The sequence below is a fragment of the Albimonas donghaensis genome (genome assembly GCF_900106695.1).
Lineage (GTDB): Bacteria > Pseudomonadota > Alphaproteobacteria > Rhodobacterales > Rhodobacteraceae > Albimonas > Albimonas donghaensis.
Map to the genome: position 1 here is coordinate 1,051,023 of NZ_FNMZ01000001.1, position 26,127 is coordinate 1,077,149.

Annotated in this window: 18 protein-coding genes; 13 read left to right on the forward strand and 5 right to left on the reverse strand. The window is 70.7% G+C overall.

What is annotated here, in order from left to right; genetic code table 11:
- Positions 1–73 precede the first annotated feature (73 nt).
- The 3 genes from BLV24_RS04400 to BLV24_RS04410 all read left to right on the forward strand — a co-directional run bounded on the left by BLV24_RS04400 (position 74) and on the right by BLV24_RS04410 (position 3,416).
- Complete coding sequence (locus BLV24_RS04400) at positions 74–2,113, forward strand: ASKHA domain-containing protein (RefSeq protein WP_092679888.1); 2,040 nt, start codon at positions 74–76, stop codon at positions 2,111–2,113.
- Between the two features lie 110 nt (positions 2,114–2,223).
- Positions 2,224–2,580 (forward strand): hypothetical protein, encoded by a 357-nt coding sequence (locus tag BLV24_RS04405; RefSeq protein WP_092679889.1) that lies wholly within the window; start codon positions 2,224–2,226, stop codon positions 2,578–2,580.
- Positions 2,574–3,416: a hypothetical protein gene (locus BLV24_RS04410; RefSeq protein WP_143040210.1), complete on the forward strand. Its 843-nt coding sequence runs from the start codon at positions 2,574–2,576 to the stop codon at positions 3,414–3,416. Before BLV24_RS04405 ends, BLV24_RS04410 begins: the two co-directional genes overlap by 7 nt.
- A gap of 27 nt (positions 3,417–3,443) precedes the next feature.
- Here BLV24_RS04410 and BLV24_RS04415 read toward each other — a convergent pair whose 3' ends face one another.
- Both BLV24_RS04415 and BLV24_RS04420 read right to left on the reverse strand, forming a co-directional pair.
- Positions 3,444–5,225: an SLC13 family permease gene (locus BLV24_RS04415; protein ID WP_092679891.1), complete on the reverse strand. Its 1,782-nt coding sequence runs from the start codon at positions 5,223–5,225 to the stop codon at positions 3,444–3,446.
- Between the two features lie 210 nt (positions 5,226–5,435).
- Positions 5,436–5,636, reverse strand: coding sequence for a hypothetical protein (locus BLV24_RS04420; RefSeq protein ID WP_092679892.1), 201 nt, complete (start codon positions 5,634–5,636; stop codon positions 5,436–5,438).
- 239 nt (positions 5,637–5,875) lie between these two features.
- Here BLV24_RS04420 and BLV24_RS04425 point away from each other — a divergent pair, with 239 nt between their 5' ends.
- Entirely contained in the window at positions 5,876–6,820 is a 945-nt protein-coding gene (locus BLV24_RS04425) for a DUF2971 domain-containing protein (protein WP_092679893.1), read from the forward strand.
- On the opposite strand, the gene dnaE is transcribed toward BLV24_RS04425, so the two are convergent.
- Positions 6,817–10,284, reverse strand: coding sequence for a DNA polymerase III subunit alpha (gene dnaE / locus BLV24_RS04430; protein WP_092679894.1), 3,468 nt, complete (start codon positions 10,282–10,284; stop codon positions 6,817–6,819). The genes BLV24_RS04425 and dnaE overlap by 4 nt on opposite strands.
- Positions 10,285–10,441: 157 nt before the next feature.
- Here dnaE and BLV24_RS04435 point away from each other — a divergent pair, with 157 nt between their 5' ends.
- Positions 10,442–10,765 (forward strand): NIPSNAP family protein, encoded by a 324-nt coding sequence (locus BLV24_RS04435; protein WP_092679895.1) that lies wholly within the window; start codon positions 10,442–10,444, stop codon positions 10,763–10,765.
- A 139-nt stretch (positions 10,766–10,904) separates the two neighbouring features.
- On the opposite strand, the gene BLV24_RS04440 is transcribed toward BLV24_RS04435, so the two are convergent.
- Complete coding sequence (locus BLV24_RS04440; protein ID WP_092679896.1) at positions 10,905–11,273, reverse strand: hypothetical protein; 369 nt, start codon at positions 11,271–11,273, stop codon at positions 10,905–10,907.
- Between the two features lie 360 nt (positions 11,274–11,633).
- Here BLV24_RS04440 and BLV24_RS04445 point away from each other — a divergent pair, with 360 nt between their 5' ends.
- From BLV24_RS04445 to trmFO, 8 genes are all read left to right on the forward strand, one after another.
- A complete protein-coding gene (locus BLV24_RS04445) occupies positions 11,634–13,214 on the forward strand; it encodes a DEAD/DEAH box helicase (RefSeq protein WP_092679897.1) in 1,581 nt (526 codons plus the stop codon).
- 714 nt (positions 13,215–13,928) lie between these two features.
- Positions 13,929–14,714: a sterol desaturase family protein gene (locus BLV24_RS04450; protein WP_092679898.1), complete on the forward strand. Its 786-nt coding sequence runs from the start codon at positions 13,929–13,931 to the stop codon at positions 14,712–14,714.
- Positions 14,711–15,673, forward strand: a complete 963-nt coding sequence (speB, locus tag BLV24_RS04455) for an agmatinase (protein WP_176954614.1) — start codon at positions 14,711–14,713, stop codon at positions 15,671–15,673. Before BLV24_RS04450 ends, speB begins: the two co-directional genes overlap by 4 nt.
- Before the next feature lie 343 nt (positions 15,674–16,016).
- Complete coding sequence (locus tag BLV24_RS22770; protein ID WP_092679899.1) at positions 16,017–16,910, forward strand: adenylate/guanylate cyclase domain-containing protein; 894 nt, start codon at positions 16,017–16,019, stop codon at positions 16,908–16,910.
- Between the two features lie 423 nt (positions 16,911–17,333).
- A complete protein-coding gene (locus BLV24_RS04465) occupies positions 17,334–18,776 on the forward strand; it encodes a helix-turn-helix domain-containing protein (RefSeq protein ID WP_092679900.1) in 1,443 nt (480 codons plus the stop codon).
- A 726-nt stretch (positions 18,777–19,502) separates the two neighbouring features.
- Positions 19,503–22,265, forward strand: a complete 2,763-nt coding sequence (gyrA, locus tag BLV24_RS04470; RefSeq protein WP_245710413.1) for a DNA gyrase subunit A — start codon at positions 19,503–19,505, stop codon at positions 22,263–22,265.
- 182 nt (positions 22,266–22,447) lie between these two features.
- The gene (locus BLV24_RS04475) at positions 22,448–23,818 is read left to right on the forward strand and encodes a hypothetical protein (RefSeq protein WP_092679901.1); all 1,371 of its coding nucleotides are present in this window, start codon (positions 22,448–22,450) and stop codon (positions 23,816–23,818) included.
- Positions 23,819–23,912: 94 nt separating this feature from the next.
- Complete coding sequence (trmFO, locus tag BLV24_RS04480; protein ID WP_092679902.1) at positions 23,913–25,283, forward strand: methylenetetrahydrofolate--tRNA-(uracil(54)-C(5))-methyltransferase (FADH(2)-oxidizing) TrmFO; 1,371 nt, start codon at positions 23,913–23,915, stop codon at positions 25,281–25,283.
- 3 nt (positions 25,284–25,286) lie between these two features.
- Here the strand turns inward: trmFO and BLV24_RS04485 are convergent, their stop codons facing one another.
- Positions 25,287–26,102, reverse strand: coding sequence for a phytoene/squalene synthase family protein (locus BLV24_RS04485; RefSeq protein WP_092679903.1), 816 nt, complete (start codon positions 26,100–26,102; stop codon positions 25,287–25,289).
- Positions 26,103–26,127 lie beyond the last annotated feature (25 nt).

Genomic DNA, 26,127 nt, shown 5'->3' on the forward strand with positions numbered 1-26,127 from the left:
TCGTCGCGGCGAAGGCATGCGGACGCCCCCCGCCCGCGCTAGATGGGCGAGGCAGAACCCGCAAGGAGCCGGCATGACCGACGCATCCCAGGACCCGCTCGTGATCTTCACCCCCTCGGGCCGCCGCGGCCGCTTCGCGTCGGGCACCCCGGTGCTGACCGCGGCGCGGGCGCTGGGGGTGGATCTCGACTCGGTCTGCGGCGGCCGGGGCATCTGCTCGCGCTGCCAGATCCAGCCGGCCTTCGGCGCCTTCGACAAGCATGGCGTGGTCTCCGAGCCCGGCGCGCTGACCGCATGGAACGGGGTCGAGCAGCGCTACAAGGACAGGCGCGGGCTGGCGGAGGGCCGCAGGCTCGGCTGTCAGGCCTGCATCACGGGCGACGTGGTTATCGACGTGCCGCCCGAATCCCAGGTCCACCGCCAGATCGTGCGCAAGCGCGCCGAGGCCCGTTCCATCACCCTCGACCCGGCCCTTCGCCTGCATTTCGTCGAGGTCGACGAGCCCGACATGCACCACCCCTCGGGCGATCTCGAACGCCTGCGCGCCGCGCTGGCCGCGCAATGGGGGGTGGAGGGCGCCGAGGCCCCGCTGCCCGTGCTTCAGCGCCTGCAGAAGGTCCTGCGCGAGGGCGAATGGAAAGTCACCGTCGCCGTCCATACCGCGCATGAGGGCGCGGTCCCGCGCATCCTCGACCTCTGGCCCGGGTTGCGGGAGCGTCCGGTCTGGGGGGCGGCGGTCGATCTCGGCTCCACCACCATCGCCTGCCATCTGGCCGATCTTCAGACCGGGGAGCTGGGCGCGTCGTCGGGCGTGATGAACCCGCAGATCCGCTTCGGCGAGGACCTGATGTCCCGCGTCTCCTATGCCATGATGAACCCCGGCGGGGCGGCGGAGATGACCCGCGCGGCGCGCGCGGCGCTGCGCGGCCTGATGGCCGAGGTGGCGCAGCAGGCCGGGGCCGCGCCCGAGGACATCCTGGAGGCGGTGATCGTCTGCAATCCGGTGATGCATCATCTCGTGTTGGGGATCGACCCGGTGGAGCTTGGCTGGGCCCCCTTCGCGCTGGCCACTTCCGACGCGGTGTCGCTGGGGGCGGCGGAGCTGGACCTCGGCATCCACCCGCAGGGCCGCGTGCAGTTCCTGCCCTGCATCGCCGGCCATGTGGGGGCGGACGCCGCCGCGGTGGCGCTGTCGGAAAGCCCGCAGACCTCGGACGACCTCGTGCTGGTCGTCGACGTGGGCACGAACGCCGAAATCCTGCTGGGCGACCGCACCCAGGTGCTCGCCTGCTCCTCCCCGACCGGCCCCGCCTTCGAGGGCGCGCAGATCTCGTCCGGCCAGCGCGCCGCGTCCGGGGCGATCGAGCGGGTGCGCATCGACCCGGTGACCCGCGAGCCCCGCTTCCGCGTCATCGGCCAGGACATGTGGTCGGACGAGCCCGGCTTCGACGGGACCGCGGTCACCGGGATCTGCGGCTCGGGCATCATCGAGGTGATCGCCGAGATGCGGCTGGCCGGCATCGTGGACGTGGACGGGGCCGTGGGCTCTCCCGACGCCGTGGGCTCGTCCCGCTGCGTGCCGGACGGGCGGACCTTCGCCTATGTGCTCCATGACGCGACCGCGACCGGGGGGCCGCGGGTGACGGTGACCCAGGGCGACGTGCGCGCGATCCAGCTCGCCAAGGCGGCGCTGACCGCGGGGGCGCAGCTTCTGATGGACCGGCGCGGGGTGGAGAAAGTGGACCGCGTGGTGCTGGCCGGGGCCTTCGGGGCCCATATCAGCCCGCTGCACGCGCTGGTGCTGGGCATGATCCCGGATTGTCCGGTGGCGAAGGTGACCTCCGCCGGCAACGCGGCGGGCACCGGTGCCCGCATCGCCCTGCTGGATCGCGGCGCGCGGGCGGAGATCGCGCAGGTGGTGCGCCGCATCGAGAAGATCGAGACCGCGGTGGAGCCGAAGTTCCAGGCGCATTTCGTGGACGCCATGGCCCTGCCCAACAAGTCGATGCCCTATCCCGAGCTGCGCAAGGCGGCGACGCTGCCGGACCTGAAGTTCGAGACCGCGTCCGGCGGCGGCGGCGGCGAGGGCCGCAGGCGTCGCCGCCGGGGCTGATCCGGGGCTGATCCGGGGCTGATCCGGGGCTGATCCGGGCCCGGACGTTGCGGAAACCGCGTCCGGGGCCTAGTCTTGCGGGCCTTGCGCCCTGTTTCGGGGAGACGATGATGCGCCCCTCCGCCGCCATGACCCTCGGGCTGCTTCTCGCGACCGCCGCCTGCGTCGGCGTCCCCGGCGACCTTGCGCCGGCCGGGCCCGGGCGCGCGCCCTCGCAGACCCAGGGCGCGCAGGATGTCCGGTCCGTGCCGGAAGAGCCGATGATCGTGCCGGCCGATGCGATGCCCTTGCGCCCGCGGGCGTCGTCGCTGGATCACCTCACGGGCTCTTTGATGCTGCCCGACCCCGAGCCCGACCCCGAAACGGGGATAGGCGAGCCGACCGAGTTCGCCGGGAGCGAGATCTGCGACCGGCCCGACTGGTGCCGCCATGTGGACGCCGGCGCGTTCGAGGAATGCGCGTGCTGAGCCGCCTCTGCGCGTTGCGCGCCGCGCTTGCGGCGGGACTGATGGCGCTCGGGTCGGCGGTCCCCCTGCCCGCCCTTGCTCAGACGCCGGAGACCGGCGCCGCGGCCCCCGCCGCCCGGAATGAGACCCCGAACAACGCCCCCGCCGAGGGAGATACGGCCCCCGACCCGGCCCCCGGCTCGCTGTTTCCGGCGGGCGGCGCCGACGCCCTGCCCGCGCCGCCCGCGCCCGACGCGTCCGAGCCCCCCGCGCCGCCTCCCGACCCCGACGCGGCGATGCGGGAGGACCGGAACCTCCGGATCATCCAGGCCCTGACCTCGCGGCTCGACGAGATGACGGATGAGGAGATCCCCCGGCTTCGCGCCGAGATCGCCGCCCGCGACCGCCTGATCGCCGACCTCCGGGGCGCGGACGACCTGACCGAGGCCAGGATCCGCATGGATCGCGCCTATCTCGACAGCTGGACCGCCTATTACGACCACCTGGAGGCGTTGCGGGGGCACACCCGCGCGGTCTTCGCCTGGCAGCAGTTCGCCTCGGACGCGACCCTGTGGCTGGTGGTTCTGGTGGTGCTCGCGGGGGTGGGCCTGTCGGTCTACGAGATCACCAACTCCGTGCGCCGGGCCGAAAGGGCCGCCGCCAGGGGCGGGGCCGAGGGCGCTGCGCCGTCGAGCCTCACGCTCAGCCCCGGACAGGTGCAGATCACGTCCGCCATCACCGGGGTGGTGGTGCTGGCGCTGAGCCTGGGCTTCCTGTTCCTGTTCCTCGACCGGGTCTACGACATCGACGAGGTGCACCTGAAATCCGGCGCGCCGGGGGCCGAGGCGCCCGAGTGACCTCGCGCCGCCCCGCTCAGCCTCCGATCACCCCCAGATCCACCACACCGTCGGCCCGGCCACCGCCAGCACCAGCAGCTCCAGCGGCAGGCCCATGCGCCAGTAATCGGCGAAGCGGTAGCCCCCCGGCCCCATGATGATGGTGTTGTTCTTGTGCCCGATGGGCGTGAGGAAGGCGCAGGACGCCGCCACCGCCACCCCCATCAGGAACGGGTCCGGCGGCGCGCCGATGGCCTGCGCCACGCCCAGCCCGATGGGCGCCGCGATCAGCGTCGTGGCGACGTTGTTGAGGAAATCCGACAGGGTCATGGTCACCGCCATCAGCACCATCAGCACCGCCCAGGCCGGCCAGCCCGCGGTGAGCCCGACAATGGCGGTGGCGATCAGCTCGGTCCCGCCCGCCTGCTCCAGCGCCCCGGCCACCGGCACCAGGCAGGCGAGCAGCACGATGGCCTTCCACTCGACCGACTCGTAGACCTCGCGGCCCGAGACCAGCCCCCCCAGCGCGTAGGCCCCCACGCAGCCCAGCAGCGCCACCGGCAGGCTGACCAGCCCGGCCACCGCCGCCCCCACCGCGGCCAGGAAGGCCAGCGCCGCGAAGGCCGCCTTCTCCCGGCGCAGCACCGGCGTTTCGCGCCCCGCCAGCGGCAGCGCGCCCAGCCAGGACATGACGTCGTTCATCCGCTCCGGCGGGCCGACCAGCAGCAGCACGTCGCCGGGCCGGATCGTCAGGCCGCGCACCCGTTCCCGGAACCGCCGGCCCTGGCGGGAGACGCCGAGCAGCGCCACGCCCTGCCGGCTCAGCAGCCGCAGCCCCGAAGCGGTGCGGCCCGAGACCCACGCCCCCTCCGGCACGATGGCCTCCGCCAGGGTCAGGCGGCCGGGGAGCGCGGGCTTGCCGTCGTCGCCTTCCTCGCCCTCGGCCGGATGGTCGAGCCCGGCGGCGCCCATGAAGCTCTCGATCGCGGCGGGCTCGCCCTCCAGGATCAGCACGTCCTCGGCCCGGATCTCCTCATGCCGCGAAAAGCCCGGAAGCCGCCGGTCGCCCCGGATCAGGCCGAGCAGGTTGACGTCATGCTCCTCCAGCAAGTCCCCGAGATCCGTCGGCGTCCTGCCAACGGCCTTGCCCTTCTCGGCGGCGCGGGCCTCGACGGTGTAGAGGCCGGACTGGGGGGCGGAGGGACGCAGGCCCTGGCCGTCGCGGACCGGGATCAGGCGCCAGCCGACGAGGGCGGTGAAGAGGATGCCGATGACCGCGACCACCAGGCCCACATAGGCGAAATCGAACATCCCGTAGGGCTCGCCCAGGGTCTCGGCGCGATACTGGGCGATGACGATGTTGGGGGGCGTGCCGATCAGGGTGATCATGCCGCCGAGGATGGTCGCGAAGCTGAGCGGCATCAGGGTCAGGGCCGGGGAACGCTTGGCCTTTTCGGAGGTCTGAAGGTCCACGGTCATCAGCAGCGCCAGCGCCGCGACGTTGTTGATCACCGCCGACAGCGCCGCGCCGACGCCGGAGATCAGCGCGATATGCAGGGCCAGGGGCCTGTCGGGATTGGAGATTTTCGAGGCCAGCACCTCCACCGCCCCGGAATTGGTCAACCCGCGGGAGACGACGAAGACCAGCGCGATGACCACCACGGCGGCATGGCCGAAGCCCTCGAATGCGGTGTCCTCGGGCACCAGACCGGCGGCGACTCCGACGAAAAGCGTTCCGGCGGCGACGAGGTCGTAGCGCAGTCTGCCCCAAACCAGCAGGCCCAGAAACGCGCCCATCAGGGCGAACAGGGCCGCCTGTTCCTCGGTCATCGGGATCCCCTCTCGCCCCTCCGCAAAGGGGGACGGTAGCGCGGGGGATGTGGCGAAGGAAAGGCGTGCCGGGGGCCGGATTCAGGGGGGTGATCCGCGTGCACGGGGCGTGCACCGGGCGTATGCCAAGCGAAACGCTCGGGTATTCGGCGGGTTTCCGCCGAAATCAGGCGCCCGAACGCTGGCCGTCCCGACCGCCGGCCCCCGCGCTCAGGCCGAGAGGCGCAGTTCGGTGGGGCGGCCGGGATGGTGGCGCGGATGGGGGTGCGGCTCGGCCGCGGGGACGGGGCCGGCGAGGCGGATGCGGTCGAGACGCGCGGGCTCGTAACGCTCCAGCAGGCGCGGCCCGGGGTCGGAGGCGCAGCCGGCGAGCAGCGAGGCGAGGACGAGGGCGGCGAGGATACGCGGCATGACGAGGGCTCCCGGTTGAGGACGGGAGGACTATCGCCGGGCCGGGTTAGAGCGCGGTTTTGGAACGTGGTTGCAAGGGGATGAGGGGAATTGGTGAGGGTGGGGTTAAGGGTGGGGGGCGGGTGGCGGGTTCGCACCCGCCCTACGAGCTGATACGACATCGGTTAGCGCAAGCAGCCTTCTTGAAGGAGGCGCTTCGATACTGATAATATGAACGCGATCGAATAACTGGAGGCAATATGGACCCGCTCTCAATAAAAACTTTTCTTGCTCCCATTTATGAAGCAGCGCGCCCGGTCTACAACGAAGCCAGCAGATTGGTTCACTACACCTCTGCTGAGAATGGGCTAAAAATTCTTTCTAGCAGAAGTATTTGGATGCGAAATACGACATGCATGAATGACTACATGGAGATCGAACACGGACGACGCGCGCTCTCCGAGGCATGGAGATCTGAAGCAGGCCAGGAAGTTAAAGATTTAATCAACACAATGCATAATGATTCAGCATCTAAAATTGAGCGTTTGTTTGACTTATGGGCTCCTATTTTTTCCTCGGATACTTATATTTCATGCCTTTCCATCCATGATGAATCCGAGAATGAGTTTGGCCGACTGTCTATGTGGCGCGCATATGGCGCCTCAAGTGGCGTGGCTCTTGTATTGAACCCCGAGCCGTTCAGAGTGCAAAGCTCCGGTGGAGGTATTTACAGCACCCCGGTCATCTATGCGACTCAAAGTGAGCTCAACCATGAATTTCATAAATTTTCACAGCGGCTGAGTAAATATCACGATTATGTATCATCTCTCACTGAAGATGAATTAGTCCAGCGTGTCTTCAATCTATTTCGAATGCTCGTCATATCACTTAAGCATCCGGGATTTTGCGAAGAGCGAGAGTGGCGGGTTTACTGCCAGCCCAGGTTCGAAAAAGCCCCCCCTATGCAGAAAGAAATCGAAACCATTGGAGGGGTGCCACAGCATGTTGGAAAGCTTAAGCTGGTTAGTAGCCCGGCAAATGGGCTCCATGGTATCGAATTAACAAGCTTGCTAGAGCGCATCATTATAGGACCAACTGAGCATGCCCATATGATACAGCTGGCTTACGTAGAGGCTCTTGAGCAGCTAGGCTTCAGTGATCCCGCCTCGAAGGTCGTGCTCTCAAATATTCCACTTAGGAATTAAAACTCCTCCACCGCCATAACCCCCTCCACCGCCTTGATCGCCCCCGCGATCTGGGGCGTCAGCGGGAAATTCCCCGGCAGGCGCATCTCCACCTCGCAGGGCAGGTCCGGGGCCATCAACACCAGGTTCACCGGGCCGCCCCTCGGTTTCGCGCCCCCCGCATAGGCCAGGCGCGCCTTCACCGCCCCCACCGCCTCCGGGTCATTCAGAAACACCCGCAGGCCCATGGAGGTCGAGCCGCCCGACACCGCCCGGTCGATGGGCTGGGCGGCGCGTAACAACAGCTTCAGCTCGCCCTCGGTCGAGGCCTCGGCCTCCACCGTCACCACCACCAGCGAACCGGGGGTCAGGATCTCGCGGTATTGCTCCAGCGGCTCGGAGAAGCAGGTGGCCTCGTAAAGCCCGGTGGGGTCGGAGAAGCTGACGAAGGCGAAGCGGGAGCCCCGCGCGCTCTTGCGCTCCTGCCGCGCCACCACCACGCCGGCGAGCTTCGCGACCCCGCCGCCGCTGCGCCCGGACCGCGCCGCAAGCTCGGCGTAGGAGACCACGCGCGCCCGCTCCAGCGCGCCCTTGTAGTCGTCGAGCGGATGGCCGGTGAGGTAGAAGCCGACCGCGTCATGCTCCTGCTGGAGCCGCTCGGCGGGCAGCCAGTCCTCGGTGCGCGAGAGGCGGGGTTCGGGCAGCGCCTCGCCCCCCGCCTCGCCGAACAGCGAGACCTGGGAGGAGGCGCGTTCCTCATGCACCGCGTGGGACCAGGCGACGAGGGCGTCGAGGCTCTCGAACACCCGTTTGCGATTGGGGTCGAGGTCGTCGAAGGCGCCGGCGCGGGCGAGCATTTCGAGCGGGCGCTTGCCGATCTTCTTCAGCTCGACGCGGGAGGCCACGTCGAAGACCGAGCGGAAGGGGCCGTTTTCGGCGCGCTCGGTCTCGATCAGGCGCATGGCCTCGGGGCCGACATTCTTCAGGGCGCCCAGCGCGTAGACCACGGCGCCGTCCTTGACGGTGAACAGCGAGGACGAGCGGTTGACGCAGGGGGGCACGGTCTCGATGCCCAGGCGGCGGACCTCACGCTGGTAGATGCCGAGCTTGTCGGTGAGGTGGAGGTCGCAGTTCATCACGGCGGCCATGAACTCGACCGGGTGGTTGGCCTTGAGCCAGGCGGTCTGGTAGCTGACCAGCGCGTAGGCGGCGGCGTGGGATTTGTTGAAGCCGTAATTGGCGAACTTTTCGAGCAGGGCGAAGACCTCTTCGGCCTTCTTCTTGGGGACGCCGTTCTCCTTGGCGCCGTCGACGAATTTCGGGCGCTCGGCGTCCATCGCCTCCTTGATCTTCTTGCCCATCGCGCGGCGCAGCATGTCGGCGCCGCCGAGCGAATACCCGGCCATCTTCCGGGCGATCTCCATCACCTGCTCCTGGTAGACGATGATGCCCTGGGTCTCGTCCAGGATCGGGTCCACGAGGGGGTGGAGAAGGTCGCGGTCCTCGCGCCCGTTCTTGACGTTGCAGTATTTCGGGATGTTCTCCATCGGGCCGGGGCGGTAGAGCGCCACCAGCGCGATGATGTCCTCGATGCAGGTGGGGCGGAGGCGGCGCAGGGCGTCGCGCATGCCGGACGATTCCACCTGGAACACCGCGACGGTGTCGGCGGAGGCGTAGAGGTCGTAGCTGGCCTTGTCGTCGATGGGGATGCGGGCGATGTCGACGTCGATGCCGCGGAGCTTCAGCAGGTCGACGACGCCCTGGATCACCGTCAGCGTCTTGAGCCCGAGGAAGTCGAATTTCACCAGCCCCGCCTGCTCGACCCACTTCATGTTGAACTGGGTGGCGGGCATGTCGGAGCGCGGATCGCGGTAGAGCGGCACCAGCTGGTGCAGGGGCCGGTCGCCGATGACCACGCCGGCGGCGTGGGTGGAGGCGTTGCGCAGCAGGCCCTCGACCTTGGCGGCGTAGTCCAGCATCTCGGCCACGACGGGGTGTTCGTGGGCCTCGGCGGCGAGGCGGGGCTCGTCCTTGAGGGCCTGGGTGATGGAGACGGGTTTCACCCCCTCCACCGGGATCATCTTGGACAGGCGGTCGGTCTGGCCGAAGGGCATCTGCAACACGCGGCCGACGTCGCGGACGGCGGCCTTGGACAGCAGCGCGCCGAAGGTGATGATCTGGGCGACCTTGTCGCGGCCATACTTGTCCTGGACGTAGCGGATCACCTCCTCGCGCCGGTCCATGCAGAAGTCGATGTCGAAGTCGGGCATCGATACGCGCTCGGGGTTCAGGAAGCGCTCGAACAGCAGGGAATATCGCAAGGGGTCGAGGTCGGTGATGGTCAGCGCCCAGGCCACCAGGCTGCCCGCGCCCGAGCCGCGGCCCGGGCCGACGGGAATGTCGTGGTCCTTGGCCCATTTGATGAAGTCGGCGACGATCAGGAAGTAGCCGGGAAAGCCCATGCCCTCGATCACGCCGAGCTCGTAGTCCAGGCGCGCGTCGTATTCCTCCCGCGTCGCGGCCAGGTCGTCGGTTTCGGCGAGGATGCGCAGGCGCTCTGCCAGACCCTCGCGGGACTGGCGGCGCAGCTCCTCCACCTCGTCATCGGCGAAGCGCGGCAGGATGGGGGCGCGGGTGCGGGCGCGGAAGGCGCAGCGGCGCGCGATCTCCACGGTGTGGTCGATGGCCTCGGGCAGATCGGCGAAGCGGGCCGCCATCTCCTCGGGCGATTTGAAATAGTGCTGGTCGGTCAGCCGGCGGCGGTCGTCCATCGACACATAGGCGCCCTCGGCGATGCAGATCAGCGCGTCATGGGCGTTGAACATCTCGGGCCGGTCGAAGAACACCTCGTTGGTCGCGACCAGCGGCAGGTCGCGGGCGTAGGCCATGTGGACGAAGGCGGGCTCGGTCGCCTCCTGATTGGCGGTGCGCGGCTCGTCGTCGGAGGGGCCGTGGCGGTGGATCTCGACATAGAGCCGGTCGGGGAAGGCGGCGGCGAGCGTGTCGAGCAGGGTCTCCGCCCGCTCCCGCTTGCCGTCGCGGATCAGCCGGCCGAGGGGGCCGTCATCGCCGCCGGTCAGGCAGATCAGCCCCTCGGAATGGGCGACGAGATCCTCGGGCGTGATCTGGGGGGCCTCGGCCTCCGCCTCCAGGAAGGTGCGGGAGACGAGCTCCATCAGGTTCAGCCAGCCGGCCTCGTTCTGCACCAGCAGCGCCACGGGGGCGGGATCGGGGGCGCGGGCGTCGGGCCGCGGCGGCGGCGCGTAGCGGAGCGCCATCTGGGCGCCGAGGATCGGCTGCACGCCGGCCTTGGCGGCGGTCTCGGAAAATTCGAGCGCGGCGAAGAGGTTGCCGCTGTCGGTGACGGCGACGGCGGGCATGGAATGCTTGTCGCACAGGCCCGGCAGCTTCTTGGGCTGGATCGCGCCCTCCAGCAGCGAATAGGCGGAGTGGAGGCGGAGGTGGATGAATCGCGGCTGGGTCATGGGGCGAGGATAGGGGCGGCCGCGGGCGGGGGGTAGAGGGGATGCGCGGCGACCAAGGGTAAGGCGGGGGGGCGCCCGACTGCGCGAGGATGCTGGAAACCGGCCCGCGCGCTGATAAGGTCGCCTGACGACAAACCATAAAGGGGAGGGACGTCGAATGGCGCTCTACGAAAAACGCACCTACTCGGTGAAGGTCGGCGAGATGCCGACGGTGCTCAAGCTCTACAAGGAAGAGGGCTGGCCGGCGCTGGAGGCGGGCGGGTTCTCGCACCGGGTGGCGGGGTATTTCGTCTCCGACACCGGGCCGCTGCACCAGCTGGTGCATCTGTGGAAGTTCGAGGATGACGCGGACCGGCGCAACCACTGGGCGACGCTGTTCCAGGACGCCCCCTTCATGGCCTTCGCGGTGAAGCTGCGGCCGCTGCTGACGGCGCAGGAGGTGCAGTTGCTCAACCCCGCGCCCTGGGGCCATCACCCCTGAGAAGAGGGGGGGCGAGCGCCCTGCCCCGCCCCCGGCGCGCGTGGCGCGCGGAGGCACGGCGCGCCGGCGGTCGGCGCGCATGAAAACGCCCGTCGCGGAGGCTCCGCGGCGGGCGTCGTCATTCGGGGTCGAGGGCGGCTCAGCGGATCGCGAGGGCCGCGTGCTGCTCGGCCCAGCGGACGTAGTCGTCGGGGCTGGAGCCGTCGTCGCCGGCATTCGCGGCCTGGAACAGGGCTTCGAGCAGGGCCGCGGCCTCGGCGGCGTCCTGCGGGGCGGGTTCGGAGGCCGGCTCGGGGGCCGGCTCGGGGGCGGCGAGGCTCTCCGGCGCGATCTCCGGCCCGTTGTCCGCGCGCGCGCCCGCATCCCCGGCGGAGGACGGCCCCGCATTGGCGAACAGGCCGGTGCTCTGCGCGGCGGCGGAGGGGAGCACCGGCAGGGTCACGGCCATGGCGGGGGCGAAGGCGACGGTGAGGGCGGCGCGACGGGCGCGGGAGATCGAGCGAGTCATATTGTCCTTCCTTCCGGCCCGTCCCGTTCGCGTCGCATCGCGGCCGGGGGAGCCTTGTTTGCTTGACTGGTGCTCATATGGCGCCCTGACGTAGGGGCCGGGAAGCGGCGCCACGAAAAGACCCCGAAAGCCTTTGACATGCCACGCTTCCCCTGCCATATGCGGCGCAGCGTCGGCGACATGCATCGCCTGGGGCAAGGGGCGGCGTGAAGCGCGAGCGGAGAGACATCCGCTCATGGGCCCTCCCCCGAGGACGCGACCAATCCAACGATCCGATTCACGCGGGCCGTCCTTAACGGGCCCGTAGACCGTCGCGCCTTCCGTGGCGCGGTCCGGTGCGCGCCGTATGAAAGCGACACTGTGAAAGACTTCAATTCGTTCGACCTCGCCGCTCCGCTGCTCAAGGCGCTGGAAGAGGCCGGCTACACGACCCCCACCCCGATCCAGCAGCAGGCGATCAAGCCGGCGGCCGAGGGGCGGGACATCCTGGGCATCGCCCAGACCGGCACCGGCAAGACCGCGGCCTTCGCCCTGCCCCTGCTCGACCGCATCGCCCGCAACCGCATCGCGCGCCCCGGCCATTCCACCCGCGTGCTGGTGCTGGCCCCGACGCGCGAGCTGGCCAACCAGATCGCCGAGAGCTTCCGCACCTATGGCGCGGGCATCCACATCAAGGTCGAGACCGTGTTCGGCGGCGTGCCGATCAACCGCCAGATCCGCGCGATGAAGGCCGGCGCCGACGTGCTGGTCGCCACCCCGGGCCGGCTGATGGACCTGATCGACCAGGGCGCGATGACGCTGTCCAAGGTCGAGGCGCTGGTGCTGGACGAGGCCGACCAGATGCTCGACCTCGGCTTCATCCACGCGCTGCGCAAGATCGTGCCGATGCTGCCCAAGACCCGGCAGACGCTGTTCTTCTCGGCCACCATGCCCAAGTCGATCGCCGATCTGGCCGCGGTCTACCTGACCAACCCGGTCAAGGTCTCGGTCGCGCCGCAGTCGACCACCGCCGAGCGGGTCGACCAGCGCGCGCATTTCCTGCGCCAGCATGACAAGCAGGCCCTGCTGAACGTGGTGCTGAAGGAAGAGGACTACGACCGCGTCCTGATCTTCACCCGGACCAAGCACGGGGCCGACCGGGTGGTGAAGAACCTCGGCCGCGCCGGGATCGAGGCCAAGGCGATCCACGGCAACAAGCGCCAGAATGAGCGCGAGCGGGTGCTGGAGGCGTTCCGCAACGGCTCGATGCGGGTGCTGGTGGCGACCGACATCGCGGCGCGCGGCGTCGACGTGCCGGGCGTGAGCCATGTGATCAACTACGAGATCCCCAACGTGCCCGAGCAGTACGTGCACCGCATCGGCCGCACGGCGCGGGCGGGTGCGGACGGGCTGGCGATCAGCTTCGTGGCCGACGATGAGCGGCCCTATCTGCGCGACATCGAGCGGGTGACCCGTCAGAAGGTCCCCCAGAGCTCGCTGCCCGAGGCGTTCATGCCCGAGATGACGCGTCTCGCGGCCCAGCGGCCCGAGCCGCAGGACGAGGATCGCGGCCCGCGCGAGGGTCGCGGCGGTCATCCGGGCGGCGGGCGTCCCGGCGGGCGCGGCGGGCGTCCCCAGGGCGAGGGCCAGGGGCAGGGCCAGGGTCGGGGCGGCCAGGGCCAGGGCCAGGGTCGGGGCGGCCGCGCAGGCGGCGGCGCCGGCGCCGCGGGCAAGCCCCGTGGCGAAGGCGGTGGCGCCGAGGCCGGCGGCCGCGGTCCCCGTGGTGACGGTCAGAGCCGCGGTCCGCGCGGAGACGCTCCCGGCCGCGGTCCGCGCGGTGACGCCCCCGGCCGCGGTCCGCGCGGCGCGGCGGGCAAACCCGCGGGCCGTGGCGGAGATGCCGCTCCCCGGCGCCCCCGCAATGGCGGCGGCGGCGGCGCGGGCGCTCGTACCGGCCTGTGACCCGCGCGGCCGGGTTCCGGCCGAGGCGCGCTGACGCAACGATCTGAGACCAGGGGCCGGGCCGCCGTGAGGCGCCCGGCCCTTTGCGCGCCAAGGTTTTGGCGCCCGGTATCGGGGCGCGTGGGTCGGGGCGCGCTTCAGGCCCCCCGGCGCGACGGCGGCCAGGCGGGCCGCGCCCCGACGCTCGCGCTCCTGTCACGGTCGGTCCGGCGCGGCCGTCGGATGCCGCGCAGGTGGAACCGACGCCCGTGTCAGAGGTCCCCGAAAACCATCCGCGACGGCGTTGAAGCTTTGGCGCGCCGCGCGAAGGACTGGCGCGCCTCGCCGCCCTCGACCCGCTCTCCCCGCCGCGCGGGCGCATGGGCGCGACCCGCGCGACGGTCGACGCGCGGCTCCCGTCGCGCGCCGCTTGCGCGGACCTCTCCAGCCGGGCGCGCCCTTGCGGGGGCCTCCGCCTGCTCCCCTTTCCTCCCCCGCCTGCCCCACCGTCTGACCCACCGTCTGACCCGCCGCCTGACCCGCCGCCTGCCCCAACACCTGCGACCAAAAAACGTTCTCGGGCGACGCGACGTCCGCATCCCGCGGTCGTCAGGCCGCGTTGACCGCGCGCGAAGCCGGGTCTAGCCATGAAAGGCCTCCCGACCTTCGCCGGCTCCCCGGCATGTCGGGGCGAGGCGATCCGGATCCAGGGAAACAGGCCCAGGGAACCAAGTCATGACCGACGCGATCTTCGCCGAACCGGGCCCTCTCGCCTTCATCGCGGATGTCGCGATCCTGCTGGCGCTGATCTACCCGGCCAACCTGATCGCCTATTTCGGCATGGGCTTCGCCCTGCTGCGGATCAACGACACGCATCCCGACCGCCGCATCCAGAAGCGCCGCGACGGGCTGAGGCGCGCCATCCCCGAGATGAAGGAGAGCTGCGTCTCGATCCTCGTGACCTCGACGCTGCTGGCGCTGGCGCTGACCCTGCAGGGCCACGGCCTGACCCTGTGGACGCCGTGGAGCGGGATCCTCGGCGTGCTCGCCGGAACCGCGCTGATGGTGGTCGGCTACGACACCTATTACTATTTCGCGCATCGGGCGCTGCACACCAAGGCGCTCTACCGCTTTCACCAGTGGCACCACCGATCCGTGGCGCCGACGGCCTGGAGCTCCGACAGCCAGTCGGTGGGCGAGACCGTCCTGATCCAGTCCTTCCAGGTGATCGCGGCCGTGCTGCTGCCGATCCCGGCCTGGGCGCTGATCCTGCACCGGGTCTACGACCACGTGAACGGGCAGCTCGGCCATGTCGGCTACGAGTATTTCGCCGACCGCACCACCCGCTTCCCCTCGCCCTTGGTGTGCACCACCTATCACGACCTGCATCACGAGAAGTTCCGCTGGAATTTCGGCAACTACTTCTCGTTCTGGGACCGGGTGATGGGGACGCTGGAACCCGATTACGACGCCCGCGTGGCGGCGATGGACCCCAAGAACGACGCGAGGCCGGCCGAATGAACGAGACCCCGAAGGGCGCTCCCGACGAGACCCTGGACTTCTCCGACCCGATGCAGCGTCCGCGCTTCGCGGGCATCGCCACCTTCTTCCGCCTGCCGTGGCGCGAGGATTTCGAGGCCGACGCACCGGATATCGGGGTGATCGGCGTGCCCTATGACGGCGGCGTCACCAACCGCCCCGGCGCGCGGCACGGCCCCCGCGAGGTGCGCAACCAGTCGACCCTGATGCGCCGCATCAACCAGGCGACGGGGGCGAGCCCGTTCGAGGTGGCGACGGCCGCCGATCTCGGCGACGTCATCATTCAAAAACCCTACGAGCTGGTCGGCGCCCATGCCGAGATCGAGGCCTTCTACAACCGCGTGGTCGGCGCCGGCATCCGGCCGCTGAGCTGCGGGGGCGATCATTCGGTGGCGCTGCCGATCCTGCGGGCGGTGGCGAAGGACCGGCCCGTGGGGCTGATCCAGATCGACGCCCATGCGGATACGGGCGACAACTACATGGGCAGCCGGTTCCACCATGGCGCCCCCTTCAAGGTGGCGGCGGACGAAGGGCTGATCGACCCGAAACGCTGCGCCCAGATCGGCATTCGCGGCTCGCTCTACGACCGGGACATGTGGAAGTTCAGCCACGAGAGCGGGATGAAGGTCGCCTATATCGAGGAGGTCGAGGACAAGGGCTGGAAGCAGGTGATGGCCGAGGCGCTGGCCTTCGTCGGTCCCGGTCCGGTCTATGTCTCGGTCGACATCGACAGCCTCGACCCGGCCTTCGCGCCGGGGACGGGGACGCCGGAAGCGGGCGGCCTGACCATGCGCGAGCTGCAGGGGATGATCCGGATGCTCGCGGGATTGGAGATCGTGGGCGCGGACCTGGTCGAGGTCTCGCCCCCCTTCGATCAGGGCGGGCTGACCGCGCAGAACGGCGCGACGGCGATGTTCGAGCTGCTCTGCGTCATGGCCTGACGGGACCGCCGGGCGTGGGGCCCCCGTGAGGGAGCCGCGCGTCCGCCGGCCCGAGGGTTGGGCCCAGGCGCCCGCGCGGCGCTGACACCGGCGCGCGGGCGGAACCGGGTCCGGCGGCGCCCGCCCGCGCCCGTGCCACCCGCGGGGCCTGTCCCGGCCGCGCCGGCGCCCGCCCGCCACCGGCGCGACGGTCGGGGCGCGGCCCGGCTGCCGCTGCGGCGCCTCGCCCGACCCGATTTCGCCCCGCAAAGGTTGCGCGCCCGCCTCGGCTCGGCCACATCTTGGGCGCAGGCTCGGCCCTCCTCGCCGGACCGCGACCCGATCCGCGAGGCCGCGCCATCCCGTGAAACGCAAGCTCACCACGATCTTCTACGCCGACGCGGTGCGCTTCGGCGCCTCGATGGAGGCCGACGAGGCCGGGGCGCTCGGCCGCCTCACCCGCGCGCGCGACGTCATGCTGGGCCTCTTCGCCGCCCATGACGGGCGGCTGGTCAACACCTGGGGCGACGCGGTGATCGCCGAATTCCCCTCGGTGGTCGAGGCGGTGCGCTGCGCGGTGGCCTTCCAGGACGCGATGGACGCGCCGGGGGATCCCGGGGCCGACCCCGGGACGGACCCCGCCGCCATGCGCTTTCGCATCGGGATCAACCTGGGCGACGTCATCGACCAGGGCGGCGATCTCTATGGCGACGGGGTCAACGTCGCCGAGCGGTTGCAGGGGCTGGCGGAACCGGGCGGGATCATGGTTTCGGCCGCGGTGCGCGAGCTGACCCGCAAGCAGCTGGTCGTGGAATTCGACTTCGCCGGCGCGCAGACGGTCAAGAGCCTCGCCGAGCCGGTGGAGGGCTGGAGCGTGCGCCGCGCGGTCGAGAACCGCGCGCCTCGACCTGCCCCCCCTCCCGCGCCCCCGCCCGAGCCGCGAACCCGGCCCGACGCCGGACCGGAGGGCCCGCCCGTCGGGGTCGAGTTCGGCCCGCTGACCCGATGGCACGCCTGGTATCACGCCCAGCCCCGCGCCGTGCGCCGGGCGGCGGGGTTCATCCTGTGGTTCTTCGCGCTCAACGTCCTGTTCGGGGGCGTGCTGTCGAATCCGTGGTTCCTGTTCCCCTCGATCCCCTTCGTGGTGATCATCCTGCGCAAGCGCGCCGACATCCCCTTTCCCTGGCGCGCGCCCAAACCGGCGGCGGAGCTTCCCGCCGGCCGCGTCCTGCCCGGCGAGGGGCCCGAGCGCGGCTGACGGCGGGGATTGGGGCCGGGCTTTCGGCCAGGCTTTCAGGGGCCGCCCCGGCGCGGGCGGCCGCGGGCGCGACCGGCCTCCGACGGGGGCTCCGACGGGGGCTCTGACGGGGGCTTTGACGGGCGCTCCGATGGGGGCCCGATCGCGGCGAAGAATTCTCCAAGAATGCGACGCGGATCGCCCCCGGCGCGGGGCGGTCGGGGCTGGACTGCGCCCGCGAGGCCACAGCGGGGCGCGGCGAACACAGCATTCGAAACAAATGATCCGAACGCGAAATACCGGTCCGAAGACGCTTTTCGCGCGCGAATCGCAATTTTCACCCTATAGTCCGGAGAGGGGAGCGAAGGGTGTTGCAGTCACCCCGCGCCCTCACTAGAGAAGCGCGCGAAGCGCCCCCTTTCTGCGGGCAAGGCAGAGCAGGCGATGGACAACGAGCACCCGACCGCGCTCCGTGGTTTCGACTCCTATGAGATGAAACTCGGCGACGAATTGCGCGGACACAGAGCGACGCTCGGCAAGTCGCTTCTCGATGTGCAGCGTGAGCTGCGCATCAAGGCGTCCTATATCGACGCGATCGAGAATTGCGACGCTTCGGTGGTGCCCAACAAGGGCTTCGTGCCGGGCTATGTGCGCGCCTACGCCCGCTATCTCGGGCTCGACCCCGAACATGTCTACACGCGCTTCCGCCAGGAAAGCGGCTTCGTCGGGCAGAACACCGCCGGGGCCGCGCAGCAGCGCGCCGCGGGCGGCCTGCCCTTCGGCGGGGCGCGCGGCCGGATGTCGGGGCTCGCCGGGCTCGCCTTCGGCGGGGCCGGCGCCGCGACCCGCGGCGGCGCGCGGCCGGGCCGGGATCCGTCGCTTTCGCGCTCGCATTTCGCCTCTCCCGTCGGGCGCGCCCGGCCGGTGGGCCTGGGCGTGTCGCTGTCCGACATCGCCTCGGTGGCGGTGCTGGCGGGGCTGGTCTGCGGGCTGGGCTACGGCGCCTGGGCGCTGGTCGAGGATATTCAGCGGGTCGACTTCGCCCCTTCCAATGAGCGCCCCGAACTGGCCGAGGCGCCGGCGACGGTGGCCCTGCCCGGGCTCTCCGTGCAGGCCGCGACCCGCGCCTGGCCGGGGGCCGAAGACGCGCCGGAGGAGACCGACGACGCCTCGCGCCGCGAGGCCGCGCTGGCCGAACTCTACGCCCCGCGGGAGATCGCGCCCCCCGCTGTGGCGGTGCGCGACGGCCCCATCGCGGCCATCGATCCCACGCGCAGCGGGCTTTACGCCCGCGATCCGCGCATCGGGACCGAGGCGGCGAACACCCGCCTGGCCCTGGCCGACGCGGTCAACGGACCGGTGGCGGGCGAGGCGCATCCGGCCGGCGGCCTCGCCGCGCCGCGGCTCGACGGGCTGTCGGTTCCCGCGCCCGCTCCGGGCGTGGCGGGCGGCGCGCCGGGTCTTGACGGCGGCCTGAACGGCGGGCTCGCGGGCACGCAGCTCGCCGCGCTGGGCGATGCGGGCCTGCCCGGGCTCGCCGCGCCCGGGGCCGCGACCCCGCAGCCGCAGACGGGGAGCAAGGGCCTGTGGCTGGTGGTCACCGACCCGGCCTGGGTGCAGGTGAAGGCCCGCGACGGCTCGATCCTGGTGCAGCGGATCATGGAGGCGGGGGAGCGCTGGCTGGCCCCGGCCGATGTGCAGTCTCCGCGGCTGCGCGCCGGCAATGCGGGCGGCGTGTGGGTCGAGGTCGACGGCGTGCTGCACGGGCCGCTGGGCCGACCGGGCGCCGTGGTCAAGAACGTGCCGCTGGAGGCCGATCGCATCGCCGCCGCCTGGCCGGTGGAGACGCCCGCGGCCAACGCCGCGCCGCTCGCCGCCGCCGACTGATCCCGCCCCACCGGCGCGTTTCGGAAGACGTCGGGCGTGCCGAGGCCGCGCGTCGACCCTTGCGCGGATTTCGCCGTCGCGCCCGCGCGGCGCTGCGGACGGGGCGCCCTCCGCCCGGTTTCGCCGCCCCCCGCGTCACGCCTGCGAAAAGCGTGGCGCGGTTCCGGCGGTGGGGTTGCGCTCCCCCGCCGAGCGACATGGGGGCGGACGCGTCGGCTGCAAGTTCCGTCAGTCCCGCGGGCATGGGCCGATATTTCGGAAGCCCCGTCGCGCGCACGTCCGGCGCGCGCGCAACGCCATCGCCAAGTCCAGGCGGGTCGCGAAAGCGCGCGGGCGGCGATCGCAACTTCCGCCGCCCCGCCGACCAACCGCGAGCAGGGCGCCGAACGCGCCCCATCTTCCCCCTGTCCCCGGCCAATTCAGCGCCCCACGCCGCCGCCCGCGGCCTCGCAACCCGCGCCCCCGCAGCCGCGCCGCGCGGGCGCCCCGCCGGCAACCGGCGCGACCGTCGACGCGCGGCCCGGTTTCCGCCCCTGAGACGCCGCTCCCGATTGCTCTCGCCGCCCCCGGCGGCTACAACACCGCCAGGCAGAAAACACCCGAGCAGGCGCATCCTTGACCGATCCCATCGACCCCCCCGAGACCGGCCCCGAAGACGGCTCCGAAAACGGCGGCGGACCCCGCCGTCCCGTCTATGACGGACCGGTGATCGCGGTCGAGGAGGAGATGAAACGCTCCTATCTCGACTACGCCATGTCGGTGATCGTCTCCCGCGCCCTGCCCGACCTGCGCGACGGGCTCAAGCCCGTGCACCGGCGCATCCTCTACGCGATGCACGAGACCGGGAACACGCACGACAAGTCCTACCGCAAGTCCGCCCGTCCGGTCGGCGACGTGATGGGTCAGTACCACCCGCATGGCGACTCGGCGATCTACGACGCGTTGGTGCGCATGGCGCAGGACTTCTCCATGCGCCTGCCGCTGCTGGACGGCCAGGGCAACTTCGGCTCCATGGACGGGGACAGCCCCGCGGCCATGCGCTACACCGAAGTCCGCATGGCCAAGGTCGCGCAGGCCCTGCTCGAGGATATCGAGAAGGACACCGTCGATTTCGTCCCGAACTACGACGGCAAGGACCGCGAGCCCTCGGTCCTGCCCGCGCGCTACCCCAACCTGCTGGTCAACGGCGGCGGCGGCATCGCGGTCGGCATGGCGACCAACATCCCGCCCCACAACCTGGGCGAGGTCATCGACGCGACGCTGGCGCTGATCGAGAACCCGGATCTCGAGATCTCGGACCTGATCGAATACATCCCCGGCCCCGATTTCCCCACCGGCGCCCTGATCCTGGGCCGCGGCGGCGCCCGCAAGGCCTATCATACCGGCCGCGGCTCGGTGCTGATGCGCGCCAAGACCCGGATCGAGGAGCCGCGCAAGGACCGCTACGCCATCGTGGTGGACGAGATCCCCTACCAGGTGAACAAGTCCACGATGATCGAGCGCATCGCGGAACTGGCGCGCGACAAGCGGATCGAGGGCATCGCCTCGGTGGCCGACGAATCCGACCGCCAGGGCGTGCGCGTGGTGATCGAGCTGAAGCGCGACGCGACGCCGGACGTGGTGCTCAACCAGCTCTATCGCTACACGCCGCTTCAGACCTCCTTCGGCTGCAATATGCTGGCGCTGAACGGCGGCCGGCCCGAGCAGCTGGACCTCAAGACCTTCCTCACCGCCTTCATCGCCTTCCGTGAGGAAGTGGTGGCGCGGCGCGCGGCGTTCGAGCTGCGCAAGGCGCGCGACCGGGCGCATGTGTTGTGCGGCCTCGCCGTCGCGGTGTCGAACGTGGACGAGGTGGTGCGCCTGATCCGCTCCTCGCCCGACCCGGCCACCGCCCGCGCGCGGTTGATGGAACGGCACTGGCCCGCCCATGACATCGCCGCCTATATCCGGCTGATCGACGATCCGCTGCACAAGGTGGCGGATGACGGCACCTATCGCCTGTCGGAGCTTCAGGCCCGCGCCATCCTCGACCTGCGCCTGCAGCGCCTCACCGCGCTCGGCGTGTCCGAGGTGACGGAGGAGCTGGAGGAGCTGGCCGCGAAGATCACCGACCTGCTGGACCTGCTGGCCTCGCGCCCGCGGATCATGGGCGTGATCTCGGACGAGCTGATCGCCGTGAAGGCCGAGTTCGCCACCCCCCGCCGCACCCAGTTCGTCGACTATGACGGCGAAATGGACGACGAGGACCTGATCGAGCGCGAAGACATGGTGGTGACCATCACCGCCCAGGGCTACATCAAGCGCACTCCGCTGGAGGACTTCCGCGCCCAGGCGCGCGGCGGCAAGGGCCTTTCGGGGATGAACACCAAGGACGAGGACGTGGTGACCACGCTCTTCGTCGCCAATACGCACACGCCGCTGCTGATCTTCACCACCGACGGCATGGTCTACAAGCTCAAGACCTGGCAGCTGCCCTCGGGCGGGCGCAATGCGCGCGGCAAGGCCATCGTCAACGTGCTGCCGATCACGCCGGGCACGGGGATCGCCGCGGTGATGCCGGTCGACAAGCCCGAGGACGAGTGGGAGAGCCTGCAGATCGTCTTCGCGACCTCGGCCGGCGACGTGCGGCGCAACGCGCTGTCGGACTTCACCAACGTCAAGCGCAACGGCAAGATCGCCATGCGCCTGCCTGCGCCGGAAGAGGGCGCCGAGGGCGTCAGCCTGGTGCGCGCCCATATCTGCGACGAGACCTACGACGTGTTCCTGCTGACCGCGCTGGGCAAGGCGATCCGCTTCCCGGTGCCGGAGGTTCGGGTGTTCAAGGGCCGCGAATCCACCGGCGTGCGGGGGATCAAGCTGGCCGCGGGCGACCGCGTGGTGTCGATGGCGGTGCTGCGCCATTTCGAGGCGACGCCGGAGGAACGCGCCGGCTTCATCAAGTGGAAGCGCGCCACCGCCCAGACCGACGGCGCCGAGCCGGAGGAGGAAAGCGACGAGGACGCGGTGGAGGCCTCGGTGAACCCCGAGCGGATCACCGAGATGTCGGCGGCCGAGGAGATCATCCTCACCATCACCGCGCGGGGCCAGGGCAAGCTGTCCTCCTCGATGGATTATCCGACCCGCGGGCGCGGCGGCCAGGGCGTGTTCGCCATGGACCGCGCCATGCGCGGCGGTCCGATCGTGGCGGCCTTCCCGGTCAACATGGACGACCAGATCATGCTCGCGACCGACCGAGGCCAGTCGATCCGCTGCCCGGTGGCGGGGATCTCGCTGCGCTCGCGCTCGGCGGGCGGGGTGAAGGTGCTGAACGCGGCGGCCGATGAGACGGTCGTCTCGGTGGCCTGGATCGCCGATGACGGCTCGACCCCGCCGGAGACCGACGGCCCCGCGCCCGATGCAGGGCCGGATGCGGGCCCCGATGCGGGCCCCGACGCCTCCCCCGACGCCTCGGCGCCCGCGCCGGAAGCCGGCCCCGACGGCGAGGCCTGAGACCGCGCGACGCCGCCCCGGCCCTGAACGGCCGGGGCGGCGTCTCGTTCGAAATCCGCGGACCGGGGGGCGTCTCCGCCCGGCTCGCGCCGACTGTCGTCACAGCGTCATCGGTTTCGGATACCCGCAGTAGCGTCGCCTTGCGCGATCGTCCCGGGACCGACCGAAAGCCTGACGCATCCATGACTTCCAAATTCATTCTCCTCGCCGCCGTCGCCACCAGCGTCGTCGCCCTTTCCGCCCAGACCGCCGCCGCGCAATGCGTGACGAGCGGCAGCGACGTCACCTGCTCGGGGCTCCAGACCGGCCCGGTCCTGGTCCCCGATGACGACGCCACCGTCACGGTGAACGCCGGCGCCAGCGTCGACGGCGACGGCGAGCACACGTTCGAGATCAGCGGCGACGGGGTCGAGATGACCAATTCCGGCGCGATCAAAAGCTCCGACGGCAAGGAAACGGTGAAATTCACCGGCGAGAACCTGACCCTGCGCAATACCGCCACGGGCGAGATCACCTCCGACGACCGGGGCATCGAATCCGACGGCTCGGGCGCCGGCTTCTCGCTGTTCAACGATGGCGAGATCCTCGCCCCCAACGACGACGCGATGCGCGTGGACGAGGACGACGTGACCGTCGTCAACAACGGCCGGATCGAAGCCGGCGGGCGGGCGCTGCGGGCGCGCGGCGACGACTTCACCATCGTCAACAGCGGCGAGCTGATCTCCAACGGGGACGAGGGGATCGAGGGGCGCGACGGTTTCGACATGACCAACCAGGTCGGCGGCCGGGTCGAGGCCTTCGACGACGGCGTGCAGTTCGGCATCGGCACGCTGCGCAACCACGGCGAGATCATCGGCGGCGATGACGGCATCGACGTGGATGGCGGCCTGATCGAGAATACCGGCGTGATCCGCACAAGCTCCACGGCCTTCGACGCGGCGGGGATCGATATCGACGAGGTCGACGAAGCCGGCGGCACGCCCCCGACGCTGGTGATCGACAACGGCGACGGCGGCCTGATCGAGGGGCAGATCGGCATCTTCGCCGATCCCGCCGCGGTCCACGCGATCGAGATCCGCAATGCCGGCCGCATCGCCGGGCTGGGCGGCGAGGCCATCCACCTCGCGCCCGGGCAGATGGACTCGCTGCTCGAACTGTCGGGCGCGTCGGAGATCGAGGGCGCGGTGATCTTCGGCGGCGGCGACGACACGCTGCTGATCGGCGACCTGACCACGAGCGGCCACCTGTCCAACGGCTTCGAGATCGACGGCGGCGAGGGCGGCGACCTGGTGAGCTTCGCGGAGGGCTATGAGCTTTCGGATCTCTACGACATCTCGCTGGCCGGCGACCTGCTGACCTTCTCCTTCGAGACCCTGTCGGGCGAGGATGCGACCGCGGCGCTGCGCAGCTTCGCGTGGCTGGATATCGGCGGCGCGCGCTACGCGGTGCGCGGGGCCGGCGTTTCCGCGGTGCCGGCGCCGCTGGCGGGCGTGTTGCTGATCTCGGGTCTGGCCGGGCTGGCCGGGGTCGCGCGGCGGCGCCGCGCGGCCTGAGACGACCGTCTCGCCCGTCGCCAAGGCGGCGGGCGAGGCGCTTCGGGCGAACAGGACGCTTTCCACAAACGTCCATCGGCGCTAACAGGGCGCCATGACCCAGATCGAACCCATCCATATCATCGGCGGCGGCATGGCCGGTTCCGAGGCCGCGTGGCAGGCGGCCTCCATGGGCGTGCCCGTCATCCTGCACGAGATGCGTCCGGTGCGCGGCACCGACGCCCACAAGACCGACGGGCTGGCCGAGATGGTCTGCTCCAACTCCTTCCGCTCCGACGACCATGAGACCAACGCGGTCGGGCTGCTGCATTGGGAAATGCGCCAGGCCGGCGGGCTGATCATGGAGATGGGCGACCGGCATTCCCTGCCCGCCGGCGGCGCGCTGGCGGTGGACCGGGACCTGTTCTCGGCCGATGTCACCGCCCGGCTGGAGGCGCATCCGCTGATCGAGATCGACCGGGGCGAGGTGGCGGGGATTCCGCCGGCGGACTGGTCCTCGGTCATCGTGGCGACCGGGCCGCTGACCTCTCCGGCGCTGGCCGAGTCGGTGCGGGGGCTGACCGGCGAGGACGGGCTGGCCTTCTTCGACGCCATCGCGCCGATCGTCTATTTCGACTCCGTGGACCTGTCCAAGGCCTGGTTCCAGTCGCGCTATGACAAGGGCGAGACGGAGGAGGAGCGGACCGCCTACCTGAACTGCCCGATGGACCGGGAGCAATACGAAGGCTTCATCGACGCGCTGCTGGCCGCCGAAAAGACCGAGTTCAAGGAATGGGAAGGCACCCCCTATTTCGAGGCCTGCCTGCCGATCGAGGTGATGGCCGAGCGCGGGCGCGAGACGCTGCGCTGGGGGCCGCTGAAGCCGGTGGGGTTGACCAACCCGCATGATCCGACGGTGAAAGCTCATGCCGTGGTTCAGCTTCGCAGGGATAACGCGCTGGGAACGCTGTATAATATCGTCGGCTTCCAAACCAAGATGAAGTATGGCGCGCAAGCCGAGGTTTTCAAACGGATTCCGGGGCTGGAGGGGGCGCGGTTTGCGCGGCTCGGCGGCATCCACCGGAACACTTTCCTGAACTCTCCCAAGGTGTTGGACGGCGAAATGCGCCTGAAGGCTGAGCCGCGGCTCCGCTTCGCCGGCCAGGTCACCGGGGTCGAGGGCTATGTGGAAAGCGCCGCCATGGGGCTGCTCGCCGGACGGCTGGCGGCGGCGGAACGGCTGGGCGCGCCTCTGGCGAGCCCGCCCGCGACGACCGCCATCGGGGCGCTGCTGAACCACATCACCGGCGGCGCGGAGGCGGCGACCTTCCAGCCGATGAACGTGAATTTCGGGCTGTTCCCGCCGCTCGATCTCGGGATCAAGGGCGGACGCAAGCGCAAGCGCGACCGGGCGCGGGCCTATTCCGAGCGCGCCAAGCAGGACTGGCTGGGCTGGCTGGGCAAGGACGCCGAGGCCGCGGCCTGATCCCTACCAGCGGCCCGTGAGCACGCGGGCCGCCAGCCCGGCCCGGCGGCGGAACTCCGAGGGTTCCGCCTGCGCGAACACCTCGAAGCCCGGACGGGCGGCGGGGCGCAGGGTCTCCTCGGCCCGGAACCCCGCGAAAAGCGCCGGGCGCGCGGCGGGATCGACCTTCCGCCGACGGGCGGCGCTCAGCCGGGCCAACGCGTCTTCGGCTATGTCCTTCAACGCCTTGCGCAGGGTTTCCGGCGTGCGGCCTTCGGCGAGATCATTGCGAACCAATTCGTCCTCGGTCGGGATCGGGTCGCCGCCGCGGGCGTAGAGCGCCGGCAACGCCCGGATCAACGCCGCGGCGCCGGCGGCATGGCCGGCCTCCCGCGCGGCGAGATCGGTCTCCTGATCCGCCACGCCCAGCGACAGAACCCCCAAGCGCATCAGCCCCGCCGCGGTCCCGTCCAGATAGGCGTCGAACAGCGGCCGATCCCCGAAAGCCGGCCCGTGCGGGTCGTAGGAGCGGGCGTCGAACAGCGCCTCGAACAATTCCCGCGGCAGGTCGGCGGCCTCGATGGTTTCGGCCAGCGGCAGCACCACTTCGTGGCGGCGGGGCGCGCGGCCCGAAAAGATCTCGTCCAGCGCATCGCGCCACCATTGCAGGCGGATCTCGGCCAGCGCGATCTCCGACACCACCGAGGGGATGCGCGCGATCTCCAGGTTGAAGGCGTAGAGCGCGTGGAGCCGCCCGGCCAGCGGACCGGCGAGGCGGGCGGTCGCCCAGCGGTCACGGTCGTGATCGTGGACGAGGGCGGCGCAGGCGTCGTAGGTCATCGGGCCTCGGAAAAAGGGGAAGCGG

Excerpts from the sequence above, each read along its gene's own strand:
- gyrA (WP_245710413.1), top strand. The coding sequence starts at position 19,503 with ATGAAACGCTCCTATCTCGACTACGCCATGTCGGTGATCGTCTCCCGC.
- BLV24_RS04425 (WP_092679893.1), top strand. The coding sequence starts at position 5,876 with ATGGACCCGCTCTCAATAAAAACTTTTCTTGCTCCCATTTATGAAGCA.
- BLV24_RS04450 (WP_092679898.1), top strand. The coding sequence starts at position 13,929 with ATGACCGACGCGATCTTCGCCGAACCGGGCCCTCTCGCCTTCATCGCG.
- BLV24_RS04465 (WP_092679900.1), top strand. The coding sequence starts at position 17,334 with ATGGACAACGAGCACCCGACCGCGCTCCGTGGTTTCGACTCCTATGAG.
- speB (WP_176954614.1), top strand. The coding sequence starts at position 14,711 with ATGAACGAGACCCCGAAGGGCGCTCCCGACGAGACCCTGGACTTCTCC.
- BLV24_RS04400 (WP_092679888.1), top strand. The coding sequence starts at position 74 with ATGACCGACGCATCCCAGGACCCGCTCGTGATCTTCACCCCCTCGGGC.
- trmFO (WP_092679902.1), top strand. The coding sequence starts at position 23,913 with ATGACCCAGATCGAACCCATCCATATCATCGGCGGCGGCATGGCCGGT.
- dnaE (WP_092679894.1), bottom strand. The coding sequence starts at position 10,284 with ATGACCCAGCCGCGATTCATCCACCTCCGCCTCCACTCCGCCTATTCG.
- BLV24_RS04420 (WP_092679892.1), bottom strand. The coding sequence starts at position 5,636 with ATGCCGCGTATCCTCGCCGCCCTCGTCCTCGCCTCGCTGCTCGCCGGC.
- BLV24_RS04405 (WP_092679889.1), top strand. The coding sequence starts at position 2,224 with ATGCGCCCCTCCGCCGCCATGACCCTCGGGCTGCTTCTCGCGACCGCC.
- BLV24_RS04440 (WP_092679896.1), bottom strand. The coding sequence starts at position 11,273 with ATGACTCGCTCGATCTCCCGCGCCCGTCGCGCCGCCCTCACCGTCGCC.
- BLV24_RS04485 (WP_092679903.1), bottom strand. The coding sequence starts at position 26,102 with ATGACCTACGACGCCTGCGCCGCCCTCGTCCACGATCACGACCGTGAC.
- BLV24_RS04475 (WP_092679901.1), top strand. The coding sequence starts at position 22,448 with ATGACTTCCAAATTCATTCTCCTCGCCGCCGTCGCCACCAGCGTCGTC.
- BLV24_RS04415 (WP_092679891.1), bottom strand. The coding sequence starts at position 5,225 with ATGACCGAGGAACAGGCGGCCCTGTTCGCCCTGATGGGCGCGTTTCTG.
- BLV24_RS04435 (WP_092679895.1), top strand. The coding sequence starts at position 10,442 with ATGGCGCTCTACGAAAAACGCACCTACTCGGTGAAGGTCGGCGAGATG.